We start from the raw sequence: 15,605 nt of genomic DNA, 5'->3' as shown, positions 1-15,605 counted from the left end.
ACGCGCTGGCCCCTGCTGTCTCACAAAGGGTCACAGGTCGATCTCCGAGGTCCGGGCGATGATGGCGGCCATGGCGGCCTTGATGTCATTATAGACCGTGCCGGTGGAACAGCCCAGATGCGCGGCGATCCTGGGGTGAGACCAGCCCTGCAGGCGGTTGAGCGTCAGGGCCTGGCGCTGCCTGTCCGGCAAAGCGGCAAGGGCGGCGTCAAAGGCGCGCTTGCGCTGCCGCGCGATCAGCGCCTGCTCGGCGGAAGGTTCCGGGCTGGCCACCGCCATGGCCTCGCTGCTGTCGAGCAGGGTGCCGCTGATCCTTTCGCGTGTGGCGCGGCGGCGCAGCGCATCGATCGACAGATTGCCCGCCACCCGGAACAGATAGGCGCGCAGATTGCCGATTGTCTCGCTGTCATGGTTGGCGATGACGCGGGCCATCGCTTCCTGCACGATATCCTCGGGATCGTTCGCCGCGCCAAAGCGCCTTTGCACAAAGGACAGCAGAGCGCTTTTGTGCAGGATCACATCGGAAGGCGAGCGGTCGGACAAGAAAGGCGGGTCTCGGGCAGGGCGGAAAGCATCGTGTGCAACGCGCCCTAACGCAGCTGCAAATCAATCGCAATAACTTCCTGCCCTGTGAGCCGGCTCAGCCGCCCTGCAGCAAGGCGGCGACCATCGCCTGCCAGACAGCCAGACTGTCCCCACGCTCAAGCTTGGCATCGCCCTTGCCGATCATCGCCGCGCTCGGCTCCATCACGGCCATGAAGGCCACGCGCGCATTGTCCCGATACAGTTTGCGCATCGGTTCGGCGTCAGGATCGCTCCAGTCCCAATCGGGCTGGACATTGTCATACATGGCGCGAGCGGCGCGCTCGAGCGGCGCCAGTTCAATCTCAGTCATGGCCGGTCTGTAGCCTGTATGGTCGCCATGGTGAAGTCGGCGGGGGTGAAGTCGGCGGGCGCCAGGCGATCCCGACGCCCGCCCTGCCGGCTTTACATGGCGTTCAGCCGAGCCAAGCTCCCCGCCAAAGCATTGGCTCGCCTGTCAAAAAGGGCCGCCCTGATCCGATGCCGGTCGGCCTCATGCGCATCGGTATCGGTGGCTTTCTCGCGCTCTTCATCAGCGCGCATACGATAGTAAGCTGCGTCGATCTGGTCGAACATGGTTTTCCTCTCCTGACGGTCGCCTTTGGCGACTCGCGCAGGTTCAATAGCACAAGATGACGCCCCGTTCAGGTCCGATATGAGCCGCCCAGCGCGCCCATTGTCCCGAAGCCGGTCACCTGCGACAATTTCTAACAATTTCAGCGCCCACCATTCAGCTTTCGCTCCGCGCCGGTCTCGTAACCCGTGTCAGCCCCATCCATGGAGTTTGCGAAACATGACCAAGATCACCACCGCCCTTATCACCGCCGCCCTGGCCCTGCCGGTCTTTGCCGGAACCGCGATGGCCGCGCCGGGGCATGGCCCGGCCAATGCCCATAACCCGATGGATCATGGCCAAATCAATCACGGCCAGATGGACCATTGGAACAAGGGCGAAAAGTTCGATCAGCGCCGCGCCTCCCACTATCAGGTGGTGGATTATCGCCAGCACCGGGGCCTGAAGGCGCCGCCGCGCGGCTATCACTATGTCCGCTCGGGCAATGACATTCTGCTGGTCGGCATTACCAGCGGCGTGGTGGCCTCGATCCTGGGCGGCGCGTTCCACTGATCGCGCCAAACTGACCGCGCGGGGCCGTCCATGACATGCGGCGGCCCCGCCCTCGGTCCGGCAGCGCAAAAAGCGGGCTCATCCCGCTCATAACAGAACAACATCGCGCCCTATTACAAAATTTTACATCTGCCCGCAAAAAGCACAGATCATTTCTAAAGATCGCGCTTCAAGACCACTCATCCCGCGCCCAGATTACGGGAAATCCCGTGGTTAACATGATCTTTCGGCGATCCGCGAAGGGGCGCCGCATTCTTGCGCAACCTGCCTTATGCAAAGGATTTTTTACAGAAATTTCATACGCATATTTCCCATAACCGAGGGGTTTGAATTTACCCCGTGTTAAGCGTGTTCCCCGCAATCGCGCGACGAATTGAATACCAGTTACGAACAGGGGAATCCATGCTGCCAACGAGCCGCCCGTCGAGCCACGCCCTTCTCACGCGCGGGCAGTTCGCAAACGGAAGGCGTCGCCTCCTGCTCGGCGCTGGCGGCATGGCCGTCACCCTTGCGATGCTGCTCCCCGGCCAGGCCATGGCAGGCACCTATACGGCGGGCACGGAGAGCGAGCTGCAGACGGCCATCGCCAACGCCAATGCCGACGCCGATGCCAGCGCCACCATCACGCTGACCTCCAACTTCTCGGTCTCCAGCACGGCGCTGCCCGGCGCCACCAAGCCGATCACCATCGACACCGCCGGCTTCACCCTGTCGGGTTCGGGATCGAGCATCATCATCAGCGGCAACAGCACCACCACCGGTACGCTGACCCTCAATGGCACGATCCTGGGCAATTCCACCGGCACAGCCGGCACAGCGCTCAGCCTGAGCACGGGCGGCAATGTCGTCAGCACCGCCACCATCACCGGCGGCAACCAGAGCGCCGCGAATGTCGCGGGCACCAATGGCGTCGCGCTGAGTGCCTCGCAGAGCTTCTCCAACAATGGCACGATCACCGGCGGCAGCGCCATCGCCTATACCGGCGGCGCGGCGGGCGCCGGGGCGGGCCTCACCCTTTCCAGCGGCGGGGCGTTGACCAATGCCGCCTCGGGCACCATTCAGGGCGGCAGCAGCGCGGGCGCCGGAGCCGGCGCGGGCGTTTACGTGAATACCGCGAGCAACACGGCCACCCTCACCAATGCCGGGACCATTCGGGGCGGCTCGGACAGCACCAGCAGCGGCGCCACCGGCGGCGCGGCGATCAACGGCACCGGCAGCTTTGCCACCACCATCACCAACAGCGGCACGCTGACGGGCGGCAATGGCGCGGCGGCCATCGCGGCCTATGGCAGCGGGCAATGGGTGGCCACGGTGGTCAACAGCGGCACCATCCAGGCAGGCACCGGCAGCAGTACCGCGATCCAGTTCGGCACCACGGCCAACAGCACGTCGGTCCTGGAATTGCAGGCCGGATCGAACATCATCGGCAATGTGATCGCCAGCCCCGGCACCACCGACATCTTCCGTCTGGGCGGCGACACCAATGCCAGCTTCGATGTCTCCACCATCGGCTCGCAATATCAGGGCTTCGACAGCTACCAGAAGAGCGGCGCCAACACCTGGACCCTCACCGGTGACAACACGTCGGGTCTGGGCTGGACGATCAACCAGGGCACGCTCAAGACCGGCAACGGCACCATCACCTTCGGCACGATGACCGACAATGGCACGCTGGAACTGGGTGGCAGCGGTGCGGTTTCGGTGGGAACGCTCTATGGCACGGGCACGCTGGTCCAGTCGGGCAGCGGCACCACCACGCTGAGCAACTTCAGCAACTATTACACGGGCGGCACCACCATCACCGGGGGCACGCTTGTCGGCTCGACGGATGCCTCGCTGGGTGACGCGGCCGGGGCACTCACGCTGAATGGTGGCACCTTGCGCCTCACCAGCTTCAGCTCCAGCGCGACACGGTCCGTCAATCTGGGGAGCAATGGCGGCACCTTCGACATCACCACCTCGGGTTCCTATTACACGATCAACAATGGCCTCACCGGCTCGGGCAGCCTGACCAAGATCGGCGTGGGCGGCGTTATTCTGGCCGGCAACAACAGCTACACCGGCGGCACGACCATCAGCGCGGGCAGCCTGCAGATCGGCAATGGCGGCGCCACCGGCACCCTTGCCGGCGATGTGCTCGACAATGGCGCTCTGGTCTTCAGCAGCAGCACCGACTGGACCTATGGCGGAGCGATCTCGGGCACGGGTTTGGTCACCAAAACCGGCTCGGACACGCTGACGCTGACCGGCAACAACACCTATGCCGGCGCGACCACCATTTCAGGCGGAACGCTGCTGCTGTCGGGCGGCCAGATCACCGGCACCAGCAGCCTGTCCATCAACGGCGGCAGCGGCGCCCTGATCGTCGATGGCGCCAACGCCCGGTTTATCGACAGCGGCGCGGCAACGATCACCGCCGCCGGAACCTCGTTGACGGTGCGGAACGGCGGCACCGCCTCGGTCGGCAACCTCAGCATGGGCTCATCGGGCACCAGCACGATCACCGTGACCGGCGCGGGATCGAATTTCACCAACACCGGCACGGTGGTCAGCGCCACGCTCGGCTCGGCGGTGATCAATGTGCTGGCCGGAGGGACCATGACCTCCAATTCGGGCAGCTTCCTGGTCGGCGGGCAGTTGCCCTCCAATTCGCTGGGCACGGTCACGGTGTCGGGCGCGGGCTCGCTGTGGACGGTGAATGGCGCGATCAACGCCCGGCGCGGCAGCCTGACGATTGCCGATGGCGGCGTGGTGAATGCCACCACCGCCGTGCTGGGCTATGATCTGGGCACCGGCGTCACCAATGCCAATTTCGCTGCGGTGGTGACCGGCGCGGGCTCACGCCTGACGACCACCGGCGCGCTGACCATCGCCAACAGCACCCGTAACGGTGGCAGCGGATCACTGACAATCGCCGATGGCGCGGTGGTTCAGCCGGGCACCGGCGAACTGACCATGGGGCCCAGCACGGCGGTGCTCAACATCGGCGCGGCTTCGGGCTCGGCGGCGGTGGGTTCGGGCACGCTCAATGCCAGCAGTGTGACGACCGGCAGCGGCAGCACGATCAACTTCAACCACACCGACACCGGCTACACCTTCGCGTCGCTGATCAGCGGTGCGGGCGTGCTCAACCAGCTCTCGGGCACCACGATCCTGACGGGCAACAACAGCTACACCGGCGCCACCACCATCTCGGGCGGCGTGCTGCGCATCAATGGCGACCAGTCGGCCGCGACAGGCCTCACCACCGTGGCCAGCGGCGCCACGCTGGGCGGCAGCGGCACCATTGGCGGCAGCGTCTCGGTGGCCGATGGCGGCATCCTTGCGCCGGGCAACAGCCCCGGCACGCTGACGATCAATGGCGATCTGACGCTTTCGACCGGCTCGGTGCTCAATTACGAACTGGGTCAGGCCAACACGGTGGGCGGTTCGCTCAACGATCTGACCGTGGTGAAGGGCAACCTCGCGCTGAACGGCACGATCAATGTGACCGAGCCGACAGGCGGCACCTTTGGCTCCGGCCTCTATCGCGTGATCAGCTATGATGGCACGCTGAGCGGCAGTGGCCTGTCGCTCGGCACCATGCCCAGCGGCAGCACGGTGACGGTGCAGACGTCGGTGGCCAATCAGGTCAATCTGATCAACACCGGCGGCCAGACGCTGAACTTCTGGGACGGCACAGCCGCGAAGTACAACAACCAGATCGACGGCGGCAGCGGCACATGGCAGGCAAGCGCGGGCAACACCAACTGGGCCAATGCCAGCGGCGCGGTCAATGCGGGCTTCAGCGACGGTGCTCTGGCGATCTTCAGCGGCACGCCGGGCACCGTCACCATCGACAACAGCCTTGGCGCGGTGACGGCCTCGGGTCTGCAATTCGCCAGCAATGGCTATACGATCAACGGCAATCCGCTGACGCTGACGGGCACGCAATCGACGATCCGCGTGGGTGACGGCACCTCGGCCGGGGCGGGCTATACCGCCACCGTCGCCTCGGTGATCCAGGGCTCTTCGCAACTGGTGAAGAGCGATCTGGGCACGCTGGTCCTTTCGGGCACCAACACCTACACCGGCGGGACTGAGATCGACGCGGGCACGCTGTCGGTGTCCTCCAACGCCAATCTGGGTGCGGCGGGCACTGATCTGACCATCAACGGTGGCACGCTGCTGTGGACCGGCGGCGCGGCCGTCATGGCGCGCAGGGTGAACTGGGGCGCCAATGGCGGGGGGATCAACGTTGCCACCACCGCTTCAAACGGCCTTACCATCAACAATGCGCTGGTGGGCGGCGCGCTGACCAAGAGCGGCGTCGGCAAGCTGATCCTCACGGGTGACAACATCTTCAATGGCGGCACCACCATCTCGGCGGGCACGCTGCAGATCGGCACCTCCACCCTCAATGCCTCGATCACCGGCGATATCGTCAACAATGGCGCGCTGGCGATGGCCACCGCGAACGACTGGACCTACACCGGGTCGATCACCGGCACCGGCGGGATCACCAGCATCGCTTCGGGCACCATCACCTTCACCGGCAACAGCAGCTACAGTGGCGGAACGACCCTTTCCAGCGGCGGCGGCACCTTCCGCTATCTGGGGGCAACGGTCAGTTCCGGCGCGACCTCGTTGACCAACGGCAACCTCATCGTCGATGCGGGGGCGACCTACAACACGACCACCCTTGTTGCACGCTCCACCGCCAGCGGGCCATCGACCGTCAGCGTGGTCAATGGCGGCGTGCTGAACACCACCGGCACCTTCACCCTGCAGACGGCGCTGGGCACCACGCTTGACTCGCTGACCGTTTCGGGTGCGGGCTCGCAGGCCAACATCGGCGGCGCGGTGGTGCTCGCCGCCGGAGCCACCAGCAACAATTTCATTACCGTCAGCAACGGCGGCAAGGTGACCACTGCTGGTGCGACCACCATGGGCGCGGCAGCGGGCAATGGCACGCTGCCCTCGATCAGCATCGATGGCAAGGGAAGCGACTGGACCAGCCAGGGCGCGCTGACCATGACCGATGGCAGCCTCTCGCTGACCAATGGCGGCACGGCGACCTTCAGCGGCATCACGGCGGGCACGGTCTCTTCGGCCTATCCGGCAACGATCCTGATTTCGGGCAGCGGCTCGGGCCTGACCACCACCGGCAACCTGACCGTGGGCAGCGGCACGGGCAGTGGCACGATCACGCTTGCGGACGGCGGCGCGGCCTCTGTCGGCGGCACGCTGGTGCTGGGCGACGCCTCGACGGCGACGGGCACGCTCAACATTGGCGCAGCTTCGGGCTCGGCGGCATCGGCGGCCGGCGCGCTCTCGGCCAGCGGCATTGCGGTGAACGCCAACAGCGCGATCAACTTCAACCATACCGATACGGGCTATACGCTGGCCGCGCTAATCAGCGGCGCGGGCGTGGTCAACCAGCTTGCCGGCACCACGATCCTGACAGGCAACAACAGCTACACCGGCGCCACCACCGTCTCGGGCGGCACGCTGCGCATCAATGGCGACCAGTCGCTGGCAACGGGCCTGACCTCCGTGGGCAGCGGCGCGACGCTGGGCGGCAGCGGCATTGTCGGCGGCGATGTGACTGTGGCCGATGGCGGCGCGATTGCTCCGGGCAACAGCCCCGGCACGCTGACGATCAACGGCAATCTGTCGCTCTCGAACGGCTCGCTGCTCAATTACGAGATCGGGCAGGCCAATGTCGTCGCCGGTTCCTACAACGATCTGACCGTGGTGAAGGGCAACCTCACGCTGGATGGCACGATCAATGTGACCGTGCCGACGGGCGGAACCTTCGGGCCCGGCCTCTATCGCGTGATCAGCTACAATGGCGCGTTGACCGACAATGGCCTCTCGCTGGGCACCATGCCCGCGGGCAGCGATGTGTCGGTGCAGACCTCGGTGGCCAATCAGGTCAATCTGATCAACACCGGCGGGCAGACGCTCAGCTTCTGGGACGGCGCGGCGGGGCCCAAGTTCAACAATCAGGTCGATGGCGGCAATGGCGTCTGGCAGGCAAGCGCGGGCAACACCAACTGGGCCAACTCGACCGGCGCGGTGAATGCGGGCTACAGCGACGGCGCGCTGGCGATCTTCTCGGCGGCTCCGGGCACCGTCACCATCGACAACAGCCTTGGCGCGGTGACCGCTTCGGGCCTGCAATTCGCCTCTGACGGCTATAGGCTGACCGGCGATGCGCTGACACTGACCGCGCTGCAATCCATGATCCGCGTGGGTGACGGCACCTCGGTGGGTGCGGGCTTTACCGCCACCATCGATGCCGCGATCCAGGGCAATGCCCAGCTCGTGAAGAGCGATGTGGGCACGCTGGTGCTGACCGGCGCCAACAGCTACACCGGCGGCACGGCGATCAATGGCGGCACGCTGCGCATTGCCTCTGACGGCAATCTGGGCGCTGCGGCAAGCGGGCTCAGCTTCAACGGCGGCACGCTGAGCACCTCGGCGGATGTGGCGAACAACCGTGCGGTCAGCCTTGTCGGCGATGGCGCCGTGGCGCCGGACGCGGGCACCACGCTGACGCTGAACGGGTTGGTCTCCGGCACGGGCGCGCTGTTCCAGAACGGCAGCGGTACTTTGATCCTGTCAGGCACCAACAGCTACACCGGCGCGACCACCGTCGGCGCGGGCACCTTGCTGGTGAACGGCAACCAGTCGGCCGCGACGGGCCTGACCAGCGTGGCCAATGGCGCAACCCTGGGCGGCAACGGCACGATCGGCAGCGATGTGACGCTGGCCGATGGCGCCACCCTCTCGCCCGGCACCGGCGGCACGGCGGGCACGCTGACCATCAACGGCAACCTCTCGCTGTCGGGCGGCAGCGTGCTGAACTATCAGCTCGGGCAGGCTGGCGCGGCGGGCGGATCGCTCAACGATCTGGTCAATGTCGGCGGCAAGCTGGTGCTCGATGGCACGCTCAATGTCTCGGTGACCACGGGCGGCAGCTTCGACGCGGGCATCTATCGCCTGTTCAACTATGGCGGATCGCTGACCGACAACGGGCTGACCCTGGGCGCCATGCCAAGCGACAGCGCGGTGACGGTGCAGACCTCGGTGGCGGGTCAGGTCAATCTGGTCAACACCAACGGCCTGCTGCTCAGCTATTGGGATGGCGCCGGCAACGGCAAGAACAACGACATCATCAATGGCGGCAACGGCCTGTGGCAATCCGCCACCGGCAATGACAATTGGACCACCGTCAGCGGCAGCGTGAATGCGCCCAATGCCATCAACAGCTTCGCCGTCTTCGCGGGCAATGCGGGCACCGTGACGGTGGACAACAGCCTTGGCGGGGTGACCGCTTCGGGCCTGCAGTTTGCCACCACGGGTTATCGCATCAATGGCGGCACGCTGACGCTGGTGGGCCCGCAATCCACGATCCGCGTGGGTGATGGCACATCGGCAGGCGCGGGTTACACCGCCACCATCGACGCCGTGCTGGCCGGTGCCACGCAACTGGTGAAGACCGACGCGGGCACGCTGGTGCTCACGGGCGCCAACCAGTACGCCGATGGCACCAGCATCAACGGCGGCACGCTGCAGATCGCCTCGGACGCCAATCTGGGTCTGGCCACCGGCGGCGTGACGCTGAACGGCGGCACGCTGGCCACCACCGCCGATCTGACCACCGCGCGCCAGTTCGATGTGACGGACACCAGCGGCATCACCACCGCCAATGCCACCACACTGACCCTGACCGGCGGGCTGACAGGCTCGGGCGCGCTGACCAAGAGTGGTCTGGGCACCCTGCTGATCGCCGGGGACGGCAGCAGCTATTCCGGCGCGGCGACGGTTGCGGCGGGCACGCTGGCCGTGACGGGGCAGTTGGGCGGTTCGCTGACGGTCGGTTCAGGCGCCTCGCTGGCCGGTACGGGTCAGGTGGGCAGCGTGATCAATGGCGGCACGGTCTCGCCGGGGCTGAACGGCTTCGGCACGCTGAGCGTCAATGGCGACTACACCGGCGCCAATGGCACGCTGGCGATCAAGACCGTGCTGGGCGGCGATGCCTCGCGCAGCGATCTGCTGGTGGTGAAGGGCTCGACCGCCGGGAACACCACCATCAAGGTCACCAATATGGGCGGGCTGGGCGCGGCCACCGTCAATGGCATCAAGCTGGTGGATGTGACCGGGGCCTCGAACGGCACCTTCACGCTGGCGGGCGACTATCTCTTCCAGGGCCAGCAGGCCGTGGTGGCGGGGGCCTATGGCTATCGCCTCTACAAGAATGGCGTCAACACCGCCGATGGCGACTGGTATCTGCGCTCCAGCCTGCTGGACAGCGGCACATCGACGGGCAATGCGGGCAATGAGGGCGGCGCATCGGACGGCACGCCGGTTGCTCCGGCCCAGCCGCTCTATCAGCCGGGCGTGCCGGTCTATGAGGCCTACAGCCAGACGCTGCTGGCGCTCAATGATCTGGGGACGATGCAGCAGCGCGTCGGCGACCGCCAGTGGATGCAGGGCGGCGATCACCAGTCCGGCCTGTGGCAGCGCTTCGAGGGTCAGGGTCTGCGCGCCAATGCGGCGCAGTCGAGCAGCCTCGCCCATGTCAGCGTCGATATCTGGAAGGTCGAGGTCGGTGCCGATCAGGTGCTGAGCCAGCGCGCCGACGGTTCGGCGCTGGTGCTGGGCGTGGTGGCCGGTTACGGCGAGGCGACCAGCAATGTCGGCTCGGTCTTCGGCAATGGCAGCATCAAGACCTCGGCCTACAGCCTTGGCGGCACGCTGAGCTGGTTCGGTCCGCAGGGCTTCTATGTGGATGGGCACGCGCAGGTGAACTGGTATGACAGCCGCCTGACCTCCTCGGTGCTGGGCTCGCTGGTCGATGGCAACAAGGGGCACGGCGAGGCCTACAGCCTTGAGATCGGCAAGCGCTGGCCGGTGGGCGGGCATCTGTCGGTGACGCCGCAGGTGCAGATGGTCTATTCTACCATCGGCTTCGACGGCTTCACCGATCCGCATGGCGCGGTGGTGACCTCGCGCCTTGGCGACAGCCTGAAGAGCCGCTGGGGCATCTCGCTCGACCGGCAGGACGGGCGCAGCCACCTCTATGCCGTGGCCAGCCTGAGCTATGAGTGGCTGGACGGCACGGTGACCGATGTCTCGGGCGCAGCGATCGGGCGCGAGAACTTCCACCTGTGGGGCGAGGCCGGTGTGGGCGCCAATGTGGTGCTGGGCCGGGGCTTCTCGATCTTCGCTCAGGCTTCGGGCAAGAGTGCCACGCAGGACTTCGGCAAGAGCTATGGCTGGAAGGGCAATGCGGGCTTCCGCCTGGCTTTCTGATCGATGAAGGGGGCGCTCGTCGTGTGACGGGTGCCCCTTTTCCATGGGGCGCTATTCGGGCTCGACCAGTTCCAGCGGCAGAGCCGTGGTCGACTTGATTTCGGACAGGGCGACCATCGAGGTCACTTCCTGCACGCCGGGCACCTGCGACAGCTTGTCGAAGAAAAAGCGCTCATAGGTTTCGATGTCGCGCGTGACGATGCGCAGCATGAAATCGGTCGAGCCCATCAGCACGAAACAATCCAGCACCTCCGAAAAGCCCCGGATGGCATCGGAAAATTCGGCCAGATGCGCGCGCCCATGCGCGTTCAGCTTCACCTGCGCGAAGATCTGCGCGCGCAGCCCCAGCTTGCGGCGATCGAGCACACAGACCTGCGCGCGGATATAGCCCTCATCCTTCAGCCGCTGGATGCGGCGCCAGCAGGGCGCCTGCGACAGGCCGATCTCCTGAGCGATATCGGTGGTCGAGCGCGAGGCATCCACCTGCAGAATCGCCAGAATGCGTCTTTCATACTCATCGAGATCATCCAGCATAAATTTATCCATATATTGCCATTTCTGGAATGTATCATTTCCATAACGCCACCATAAGGCCGATATAAGAAATTTTTATCACGGCCGAGCGTGATACCTATGCCCCATCAAAGGAGCATGGAACCATGGTGCAATCCGCCCGTCACGACACGTCCGCCGATCATCTGCCCGAACATCTGCAGATGATCGATGATCCCGCCAGCGGCGCGCGGGGGGTGATTGCCCTCCATTCGACGGCGCTTGGGCCCGCAGCGGGCGGTTGCCGTTTCTGGCACTATGCCTCCGATCAGGATGCGATGACCGACGCCATCCGTCTGGCGCGCGGCATGAGCTACAAGAACGCTCTGGCCGGTCTGCCGCTGGGCGGGGGCAAGGCGGTGTTGCAGCGGCCCGCCGGTGACTTCGACCGCAAGGCGCTGTTCGCAGCCTTTGCCGAGGCAGTCGAGGCGCTGGGCGGCCAATATGTCACCGCCGAGGACGTGGGCACCAGCGTGGAGGACATGGAAGAGGTCGCCCGCCACACGCGCCATGTCGCCGGGCTCACCCGTCAGGCGGGACGTGCCGGTGGAGACCCCTCGCCCTGGACCGCGCTGGGCATCTTCAAGGCGATGCAGGCGGCGGCCCGCCATACGCTGGGCCGCGATCTCGATGCCTTGACGGTGGCCGTGCAGGGTGTCGGCAATGTCGGCGCGCATCTGTGCTCGCTGCTGCATGAAGCTGGCGCGCGTCTGATCGTCGCCGACATCGATCCCGCCCGTGCCCGCGCCGTGGCCGAGGCGCATGGCGGCAGCGTCGTCTCCGTCGAGGAGATCCTTGGCGTCGAGGCCGATGTGCTGTCGCCCTGCGCACTGGGCGCGGTGCTGAACGCGCAGACCATCCCCGCCCTCAAGGCCGCGCTGGTGTGCGGCGGCGCCAACAACCAGTTGGCAACGGCCGAGGATGGCGACGCCCTGTTTGCGCGCGGCATCGCCTATGCCCCCGATTATGTGGTCAATGCTGGCGGGATCATCAATGTCTCGGCGGAATATCTGGGCGAGACCGTGGAAGAGGTGCAGGCGCGCATCGCGACGATCCCCGGCCGGGTCGAGCAGATCCTGCAGCAAGCCGCGCGCGACAACCGCCCCAGCCATGCCATCGCCGACGACATGGCCCGCGCCATCATCGCCGCGGCACAACGGGTGCCTGCCTGACGCCGCCATGCTCACCCGCTTCCAGATCCGCGCGGAGGCCGAGGCAGCCGCGCTGGTTCGCCTGCTCGACCCTTTCGCCCAGCGTGGGCTCGTGCCGGCCGCCGTGCGTGCCATCTGTGTCGATGACGATCTCGAGATCGTCATCGACATGCCCCTGCTGGATGAGGCCGTCGCCACGCAGATCTGCGCCCGGATGGGCAATATGATCGCGGTTCTCTCAGCGACCAGCCATGCTCTGGCTGGTCGCTGACCCCGGAAGGTTCAGACCTTCTTCTTGGTCGTCACGGAGACCGTGTTCATATTGCTGGGGATCGTGAACTTGACCATCTCATTGTTGGCGCTGCAGGCGGCACCACCATCGGGGCGGAAGCTCGACTGGTAACGCGCGCCATTCAGGATGCGCTGGGCCGCATTGGCGAAAATGAAGGGCGGATAGGACACCACCGCCCGCGCCCCTGCGGTATGGCCATCGGCCTGAATGTCAAACTCGGTGCGCACCCAGCCCTCGAAGCCCCAGCGCAATGCATCCATCGGGAAAGCCGTGGCGCCCGCCCCGTTGGAGGACATGGCGGGCTTGGGGCCGATCAGGGCGCATTGCTCCGCGCTGAGCCCGGTGGCCGCGAACAGGGTCTGGGCCTGAGCCAGATCGCCCTTGCGGGCGGCATCATTGGCCAGCCGCAACTGGGCGAACTGGCGCAGCGGGTGATGATCGCCCAGACGCGTATCCCCGGCCACGCGCTGCAGGGTCTCGGCGGTTTTCGGATTGTCGGACCCTCTGGCGCGGCGCGTCACCGACAGCAGCAGCGCCGTATCCTGCGCCAGAGCATCCTGAGCCAGGGTCGGATCATCGGCCAACATCAATTGGGCTGCCGCGGCCGTGCCATCATCCCTGCGGCGATCCCGCTGCTCGGGCACCACATCGGCCAGCAGCACCAGCGCCGCATTGCGCACTTCTGGCGCCTGAGGCGATTCCTGCGTCAGGGCGCGGGCCCGGTCGATCGAGGCGCGAACCGTGGCCACAGGGCGCAGGTCGCGCGGCGCCAACAGCGTGCGGAGCGCCAGTTCGGCAGCGTCATCCTTGCGGTCCTGCGCGGCCTGCACCGCCGTCACCAGCACCGGCCAGGTCAGCGGCTTGTCATCGGCCAGGGTCTGGGCAGGCAGATATGACACAGCCACCCCCTGCGCCCACTGGTCGAAACGGTGGCGGAGCGGGGCCAGCGGCGAGGCGCCACCGCTGCCATTGCCATCCGCATTGGTGCAGCGCAGCTCGATCCGCGAGGCCGCGCGGAAGAAGGCCGGAATGTTGGCCGCATCCTGCGGCGACCATGCCCAGTTGGAAACCGCGCGGGCAAAGGCGGTGGCCTTGGCGTAATTGCCCGAGGCGTAAATCGGCTGGGCACTGCTGACCATGCCGTCATCCCCGATGCTGAACTCCACCACGGCGCTGTCCTCCATGGTCAGGCCGGTGTCGGGGCCGCAACTGGGCGGCTCCATCATCCGGGCCCTGACGAAGGGCGATTTGTCGATCCGCCCCGCCCCCGACAGCGCCATGAACTTATAGGCCTCATCCTTGTCGTGATCGAGCATCGCGGCCTGCGCCACATCGGCGCGCAGCAGCGCCTCGGCCAGCGTGACATGGTCCTTTTCGCCGCCGGACAGCGCCAGCGCCGCCTTCAATTCGGCGCGCCCGCCTTTGACATCGCCCTGATTGAGCAGAATCCGCGCATGCAGCGTGTGCCACTCCGCCAGCGCCGTCTTGCTGGGCGTGGCGCCTGCCGGTTGCGCCAGGCGCAGCGCCTCATCCACCGCGTCCAGCCCCTCACGCCCGCCGTCGAAAGCGGTCAGTTGGGCGATGCGGGCCAGCGCATCGAGGCGCCCGGTGCCATGCTCCAGCGCCAGCGAAGCGCGCAGATGGGCCAGCGCCGTATCATGGTCCCAGCGATACATGGCCTGCACGCCAAGCTGATATTCGGCCATGGCGATATCGACATCGAAGCCCTGCCCCTTGGCGCGCACCACCGGCAGGGCGGCGGAGATCATGGCCTCACCCTCATCCTGATGCCCTGTCCGGATCAGGCACAGGCCCCGGCGCAGCCCGACCACGGACCCCGGCAGACTGCCCGGCTTGAAATGCGGATCGCCGGCCAGCGCGGTGAAGATCGGCACGGCGGTGGCGCAATCGTTCTTTTCCCAGGCCTCGCTGGCGGTGTTGAACCGGTCCTGCAGGCTGACCTTGCCGGCGGGCGCCGCGACCGGCTCCTTCTGTTCCTGTGCCTGCAACACGGCGCCCTGCGCAAAAATAAACGCAACCAACAACCAGGATCTCACGTAAATCCTCCTGTTTACAGACATCAATTCATTCAACTACTAAGCACCCATGCGAAGATCGTCCATCCTGTTCAGTCTGGTGCCCGCAATTTTTCTGATGATGGTGTTGCCGTCATCGCTTCGGGCCCAGGACTCCGGGCGGCGGGTCATCCTGCTGGGCGCCCGCTGGTGCGCGCCCTGCATGGCGGAGTGGCGCAACCTGCCGCGTCTGGCCGCGATGGTCGCGCCCGACCGGATCGTGCTGGCCTGGGTCGACCGGCCGATCGCTGTCCCCCCGGCGCTGGCCTCGCAGGTGACCACCATGCCCGCAGCCGAGGCGCAAGCGCTGGCGGTGCGCTATGGCGGGCAGGGGTTTGGCCTGCCCATGGCCGCCATCGTCGATGCGCAAGGCCATGCATGCCCGGTTTGGCGCCGCCCCCTGCGCCCCGAGGATGTCGCCGATTTCTACCGGACATGCCGCGCGCCGTCCTGAACGAGCCGCCATTCGTGAAGCCTGCTCATGACGTCATGCCGCTGGAAGCATCAATAAACGGAAACCGCTG

General features: G+C 66.2%; 10 protein-coding genes. 5 read left to right on the top strand and 5 right to left on the bottom strand.

Going from position 1 to position 15,605, the window contains the following annotated elements; translation table 11 throughout:
* Positions 1 to 30: 30 nt before the first annotated feature.
* The 3 genes from ABDW49_RS21795 to ABDW49_RS21785 all read right to left on the bottom strand — a co-directional run bounded on the left by ABDW49_RS21795 (position 31) and on the right by ABDW49_RS21785 (position 1,158).
* Entirely contained in the window at positions 31 to 543 is a 513-nt protein-coding gene (locus ABDW49_RS21795; RefSeq protein WP_343615197.1) for an RNA polymerase sigma factor, read from the bottom strand.
* A 97-nt stretch (positions 544 to 640) separates the two neighbouring features.
* A complete protein-coding gene (locus tag ABDW49_RS21790) occupies positions 641 to 895 on the bottom strand; it encodes a hypothetical protein (protein WP_343615195.1) in 255 nt (84 codons plus the stop codon).
* Between the two features lie 92 nt (positions 896 to 987).
* Positions 988 to 1,158, bottom strand: coding sequence for a hypothetical protein (locus ABDW49_RS21785; RefSeq protein WP_343615193.1), 171 nt, complete (start codon positions 1,156 to 1,158; stop codon positions 988 to 990).
* Between the two features lie 217 nt (positions 1,159 to 1,375).
* On the opposite strand from ABDW49_RS21785, the gene ABDW49_RS21780 reads away from it, so the two are divergent.
* Both ABDW49_RS21780 and ABDW49_RS21775 read left to right on the top strand, forming a co-directional pair.
* Positions 1,376 to 1,708, top strand: a complete 333-nt coding sequence (locus tag ABDW49_RS21780) for an RcnB family protein (RefSeq protein ID WP_343615191.1) — start codon at positions 1,376 to 1,378, stop codon at positions 1,706 to 1,708.
* Between the two features lie 495 nt (positions 1,709 to 2,203).
* Positions 2,204 to 11,011 (top strand): autotransporter outer membrane beta-barrel domain-containing protein, encoded by an 8,808-nt coding sequence (locus ABDW49_RS21775; protein ID WP_343615189.1) that lies wholly within the window; start codon positions 2,204 to 2,206, stop codon positions 11,009 to 11,011.
* A 51-nt stretch (positions 11,012 to 11,062) separates the two neighbouring features.
* On the opposite strand, the gene ABDW49_RS21770 is transcribed toward ABDW49_RS21775, so the two are convergent.
* Complete coding sequence (locus ABDW49_RS21770; RefSeq protein WP_343615187.1) at positions 11,063 to 11,545, bottom strand: Lrp/AsnC family transcriptional regulator; 483 nt, start codon at positions 11,543 to 11,545, stop codon at positions 11,063 to 11,065.
* A gap of 125 nt (positions 11,546 to 11,670) precedes the next feature.
* On the opposite strand from ABDW49_RS21770, the gene ABDW49_RS21765 reads away from it, so the two are divergent.
* Both ABDW49_RS21765 and ABDW49_RS21760 read left to right on the top strand, forming a co-directional pair.
* Positions 11,671 to 12,735, top strand: coding sequence for a Glu/Leu/Phe/Val dehydrogenase dimerization domain-containing protein (locus ABDW49_RS21765; protein WP_343615185.1), 1,065 nt, complete (start codon positions 11,671 to 11,673; stop codon positions 12,733 to 12,735).
* A gap of 7 nt (positions 12,736 to 12,742) precedes the next feature.
* A complete protein-coding gene (locus tag ABDW49_RS21760) occupies positions 12,743 to 12,985 on the top strand; it encodes a hypothetical protein (protein ID WP_343615183.1) in 243 nt (80 codons plus the stop codon).
* An 11-nt stretch (positions 12,986 to 12,996) separates the two neighbouring features.
* Here ABDW49_RS21760 and ABDW49_RS21755 read toward each other — a convergent pair whose 3' ends face one another.
* Positions 12,997 to 15,018: an energy transducer TonB gene (locus tag ABDW49_RS21755; RefSeq protein ID WP_343615181.1), complete on the bottom strand. Its 2,022-nt coding sequence runs from the start codon at positions 15,016 to 15,018 to the stop codon at positions 12,997 to 12,999.
* Positions 15,019 to 15,112: 94 nt separating this feature from the next.
* Here ABDW49_RS21755 and ABDW49_RS21750 point away from each other — a divergent pair, with 94 nt between their 5' ends.
* Positions 15,113 to 15,535, top strand: a complete 423-nt coding sequence (locus tag ABDW49_RS21750; RefSeq protein ID WP_343615179.1) for a hypothetical protein — start codon at positions 15,113 to 15,115, stop codon at positions 15,533 to 15,535.
* The last annotated feature ends 70 nt before the right edge of the window (positions 15,536 to 15,605 follow it).

This window comes from Novosphingobium sp., from assembly GCF_039595395.1.
Taxonomy (GTDB): domain Bacteria; phylum Pseudomonadota; class Alphaproteobacteria; order Sphingomonadales; family Sphingomonadaceae; genus Novosphingobium.
The sequence above is the reverse complement of the archived record's forward strand: the minus strand, read 5'-3'. Positions and strand labels throughout refer to the sequence as shown.

What these genes read in the sequence shown, in the direction of transcription:
- ABDW49_RS21790 (WP_343615195.1), bottom strand. Translation starts at nt 895, where the DNA reads ATGACTGAGATTGAACTGGCGCCGCTCGAGCGCGCCGCTCGCGCCATG.
- ABDW49_RS21785 (WP_343615193.1), bottom strand. Translation starts at nt 1,158, where the DNA reads ATGTTCGACCAGATCGACGCAGCTTACTATCGTATGCGCGCTGATGAA.
- ABDW49_RS21780 (WP_343615191.1), top strand. Translation starts at nt 1,376, where the DNA reads ATGACCAAGATCACCACCGCCCTTATCACCGCCGCCCTGGCCCTGCCG.
- ABDW49_RS21775 (WP_343615189.1), top strand. Translation starts at nt 2,204, where the DNA reads ATGGCCGTCACCCTTGCGATGCTGCTCCCCGGCCAGGCCATGGCAGGC.
- ABDW49_RS21770 (WP_343615187.1), bottom strand. Translation starts at nt 11,545, where the DNA reads ATGCTGGATGATCTCGATGAGTATGAAAGACGCATTCTGGCGATTCTG.
- ABDW49_RS21765 (WP_343615185.1), top strand. Translation starts at nt 11,671, where the DNA reads ATGGTGCAATCCGCCCGTCACGACACGTCCGCCGATCATCTGCCCGAA.
- ABDW49_RS21760 (WP_343615183.1), top strand. Translation starts at nt 12,743, where the DNA reads ATGCTCACCCGCTTCCAGATCCGCGCGGAGGCCGAGGCAGCCGCGCTG.
- ABDW49_RS21750 (WP_343615179.1), top strand. Translation starts at nt 15,113, where the DNA reads ATGCGAAGATCGTCCATCCTGTTCAGTCTGGTGCCCGCAATTTTTCTG.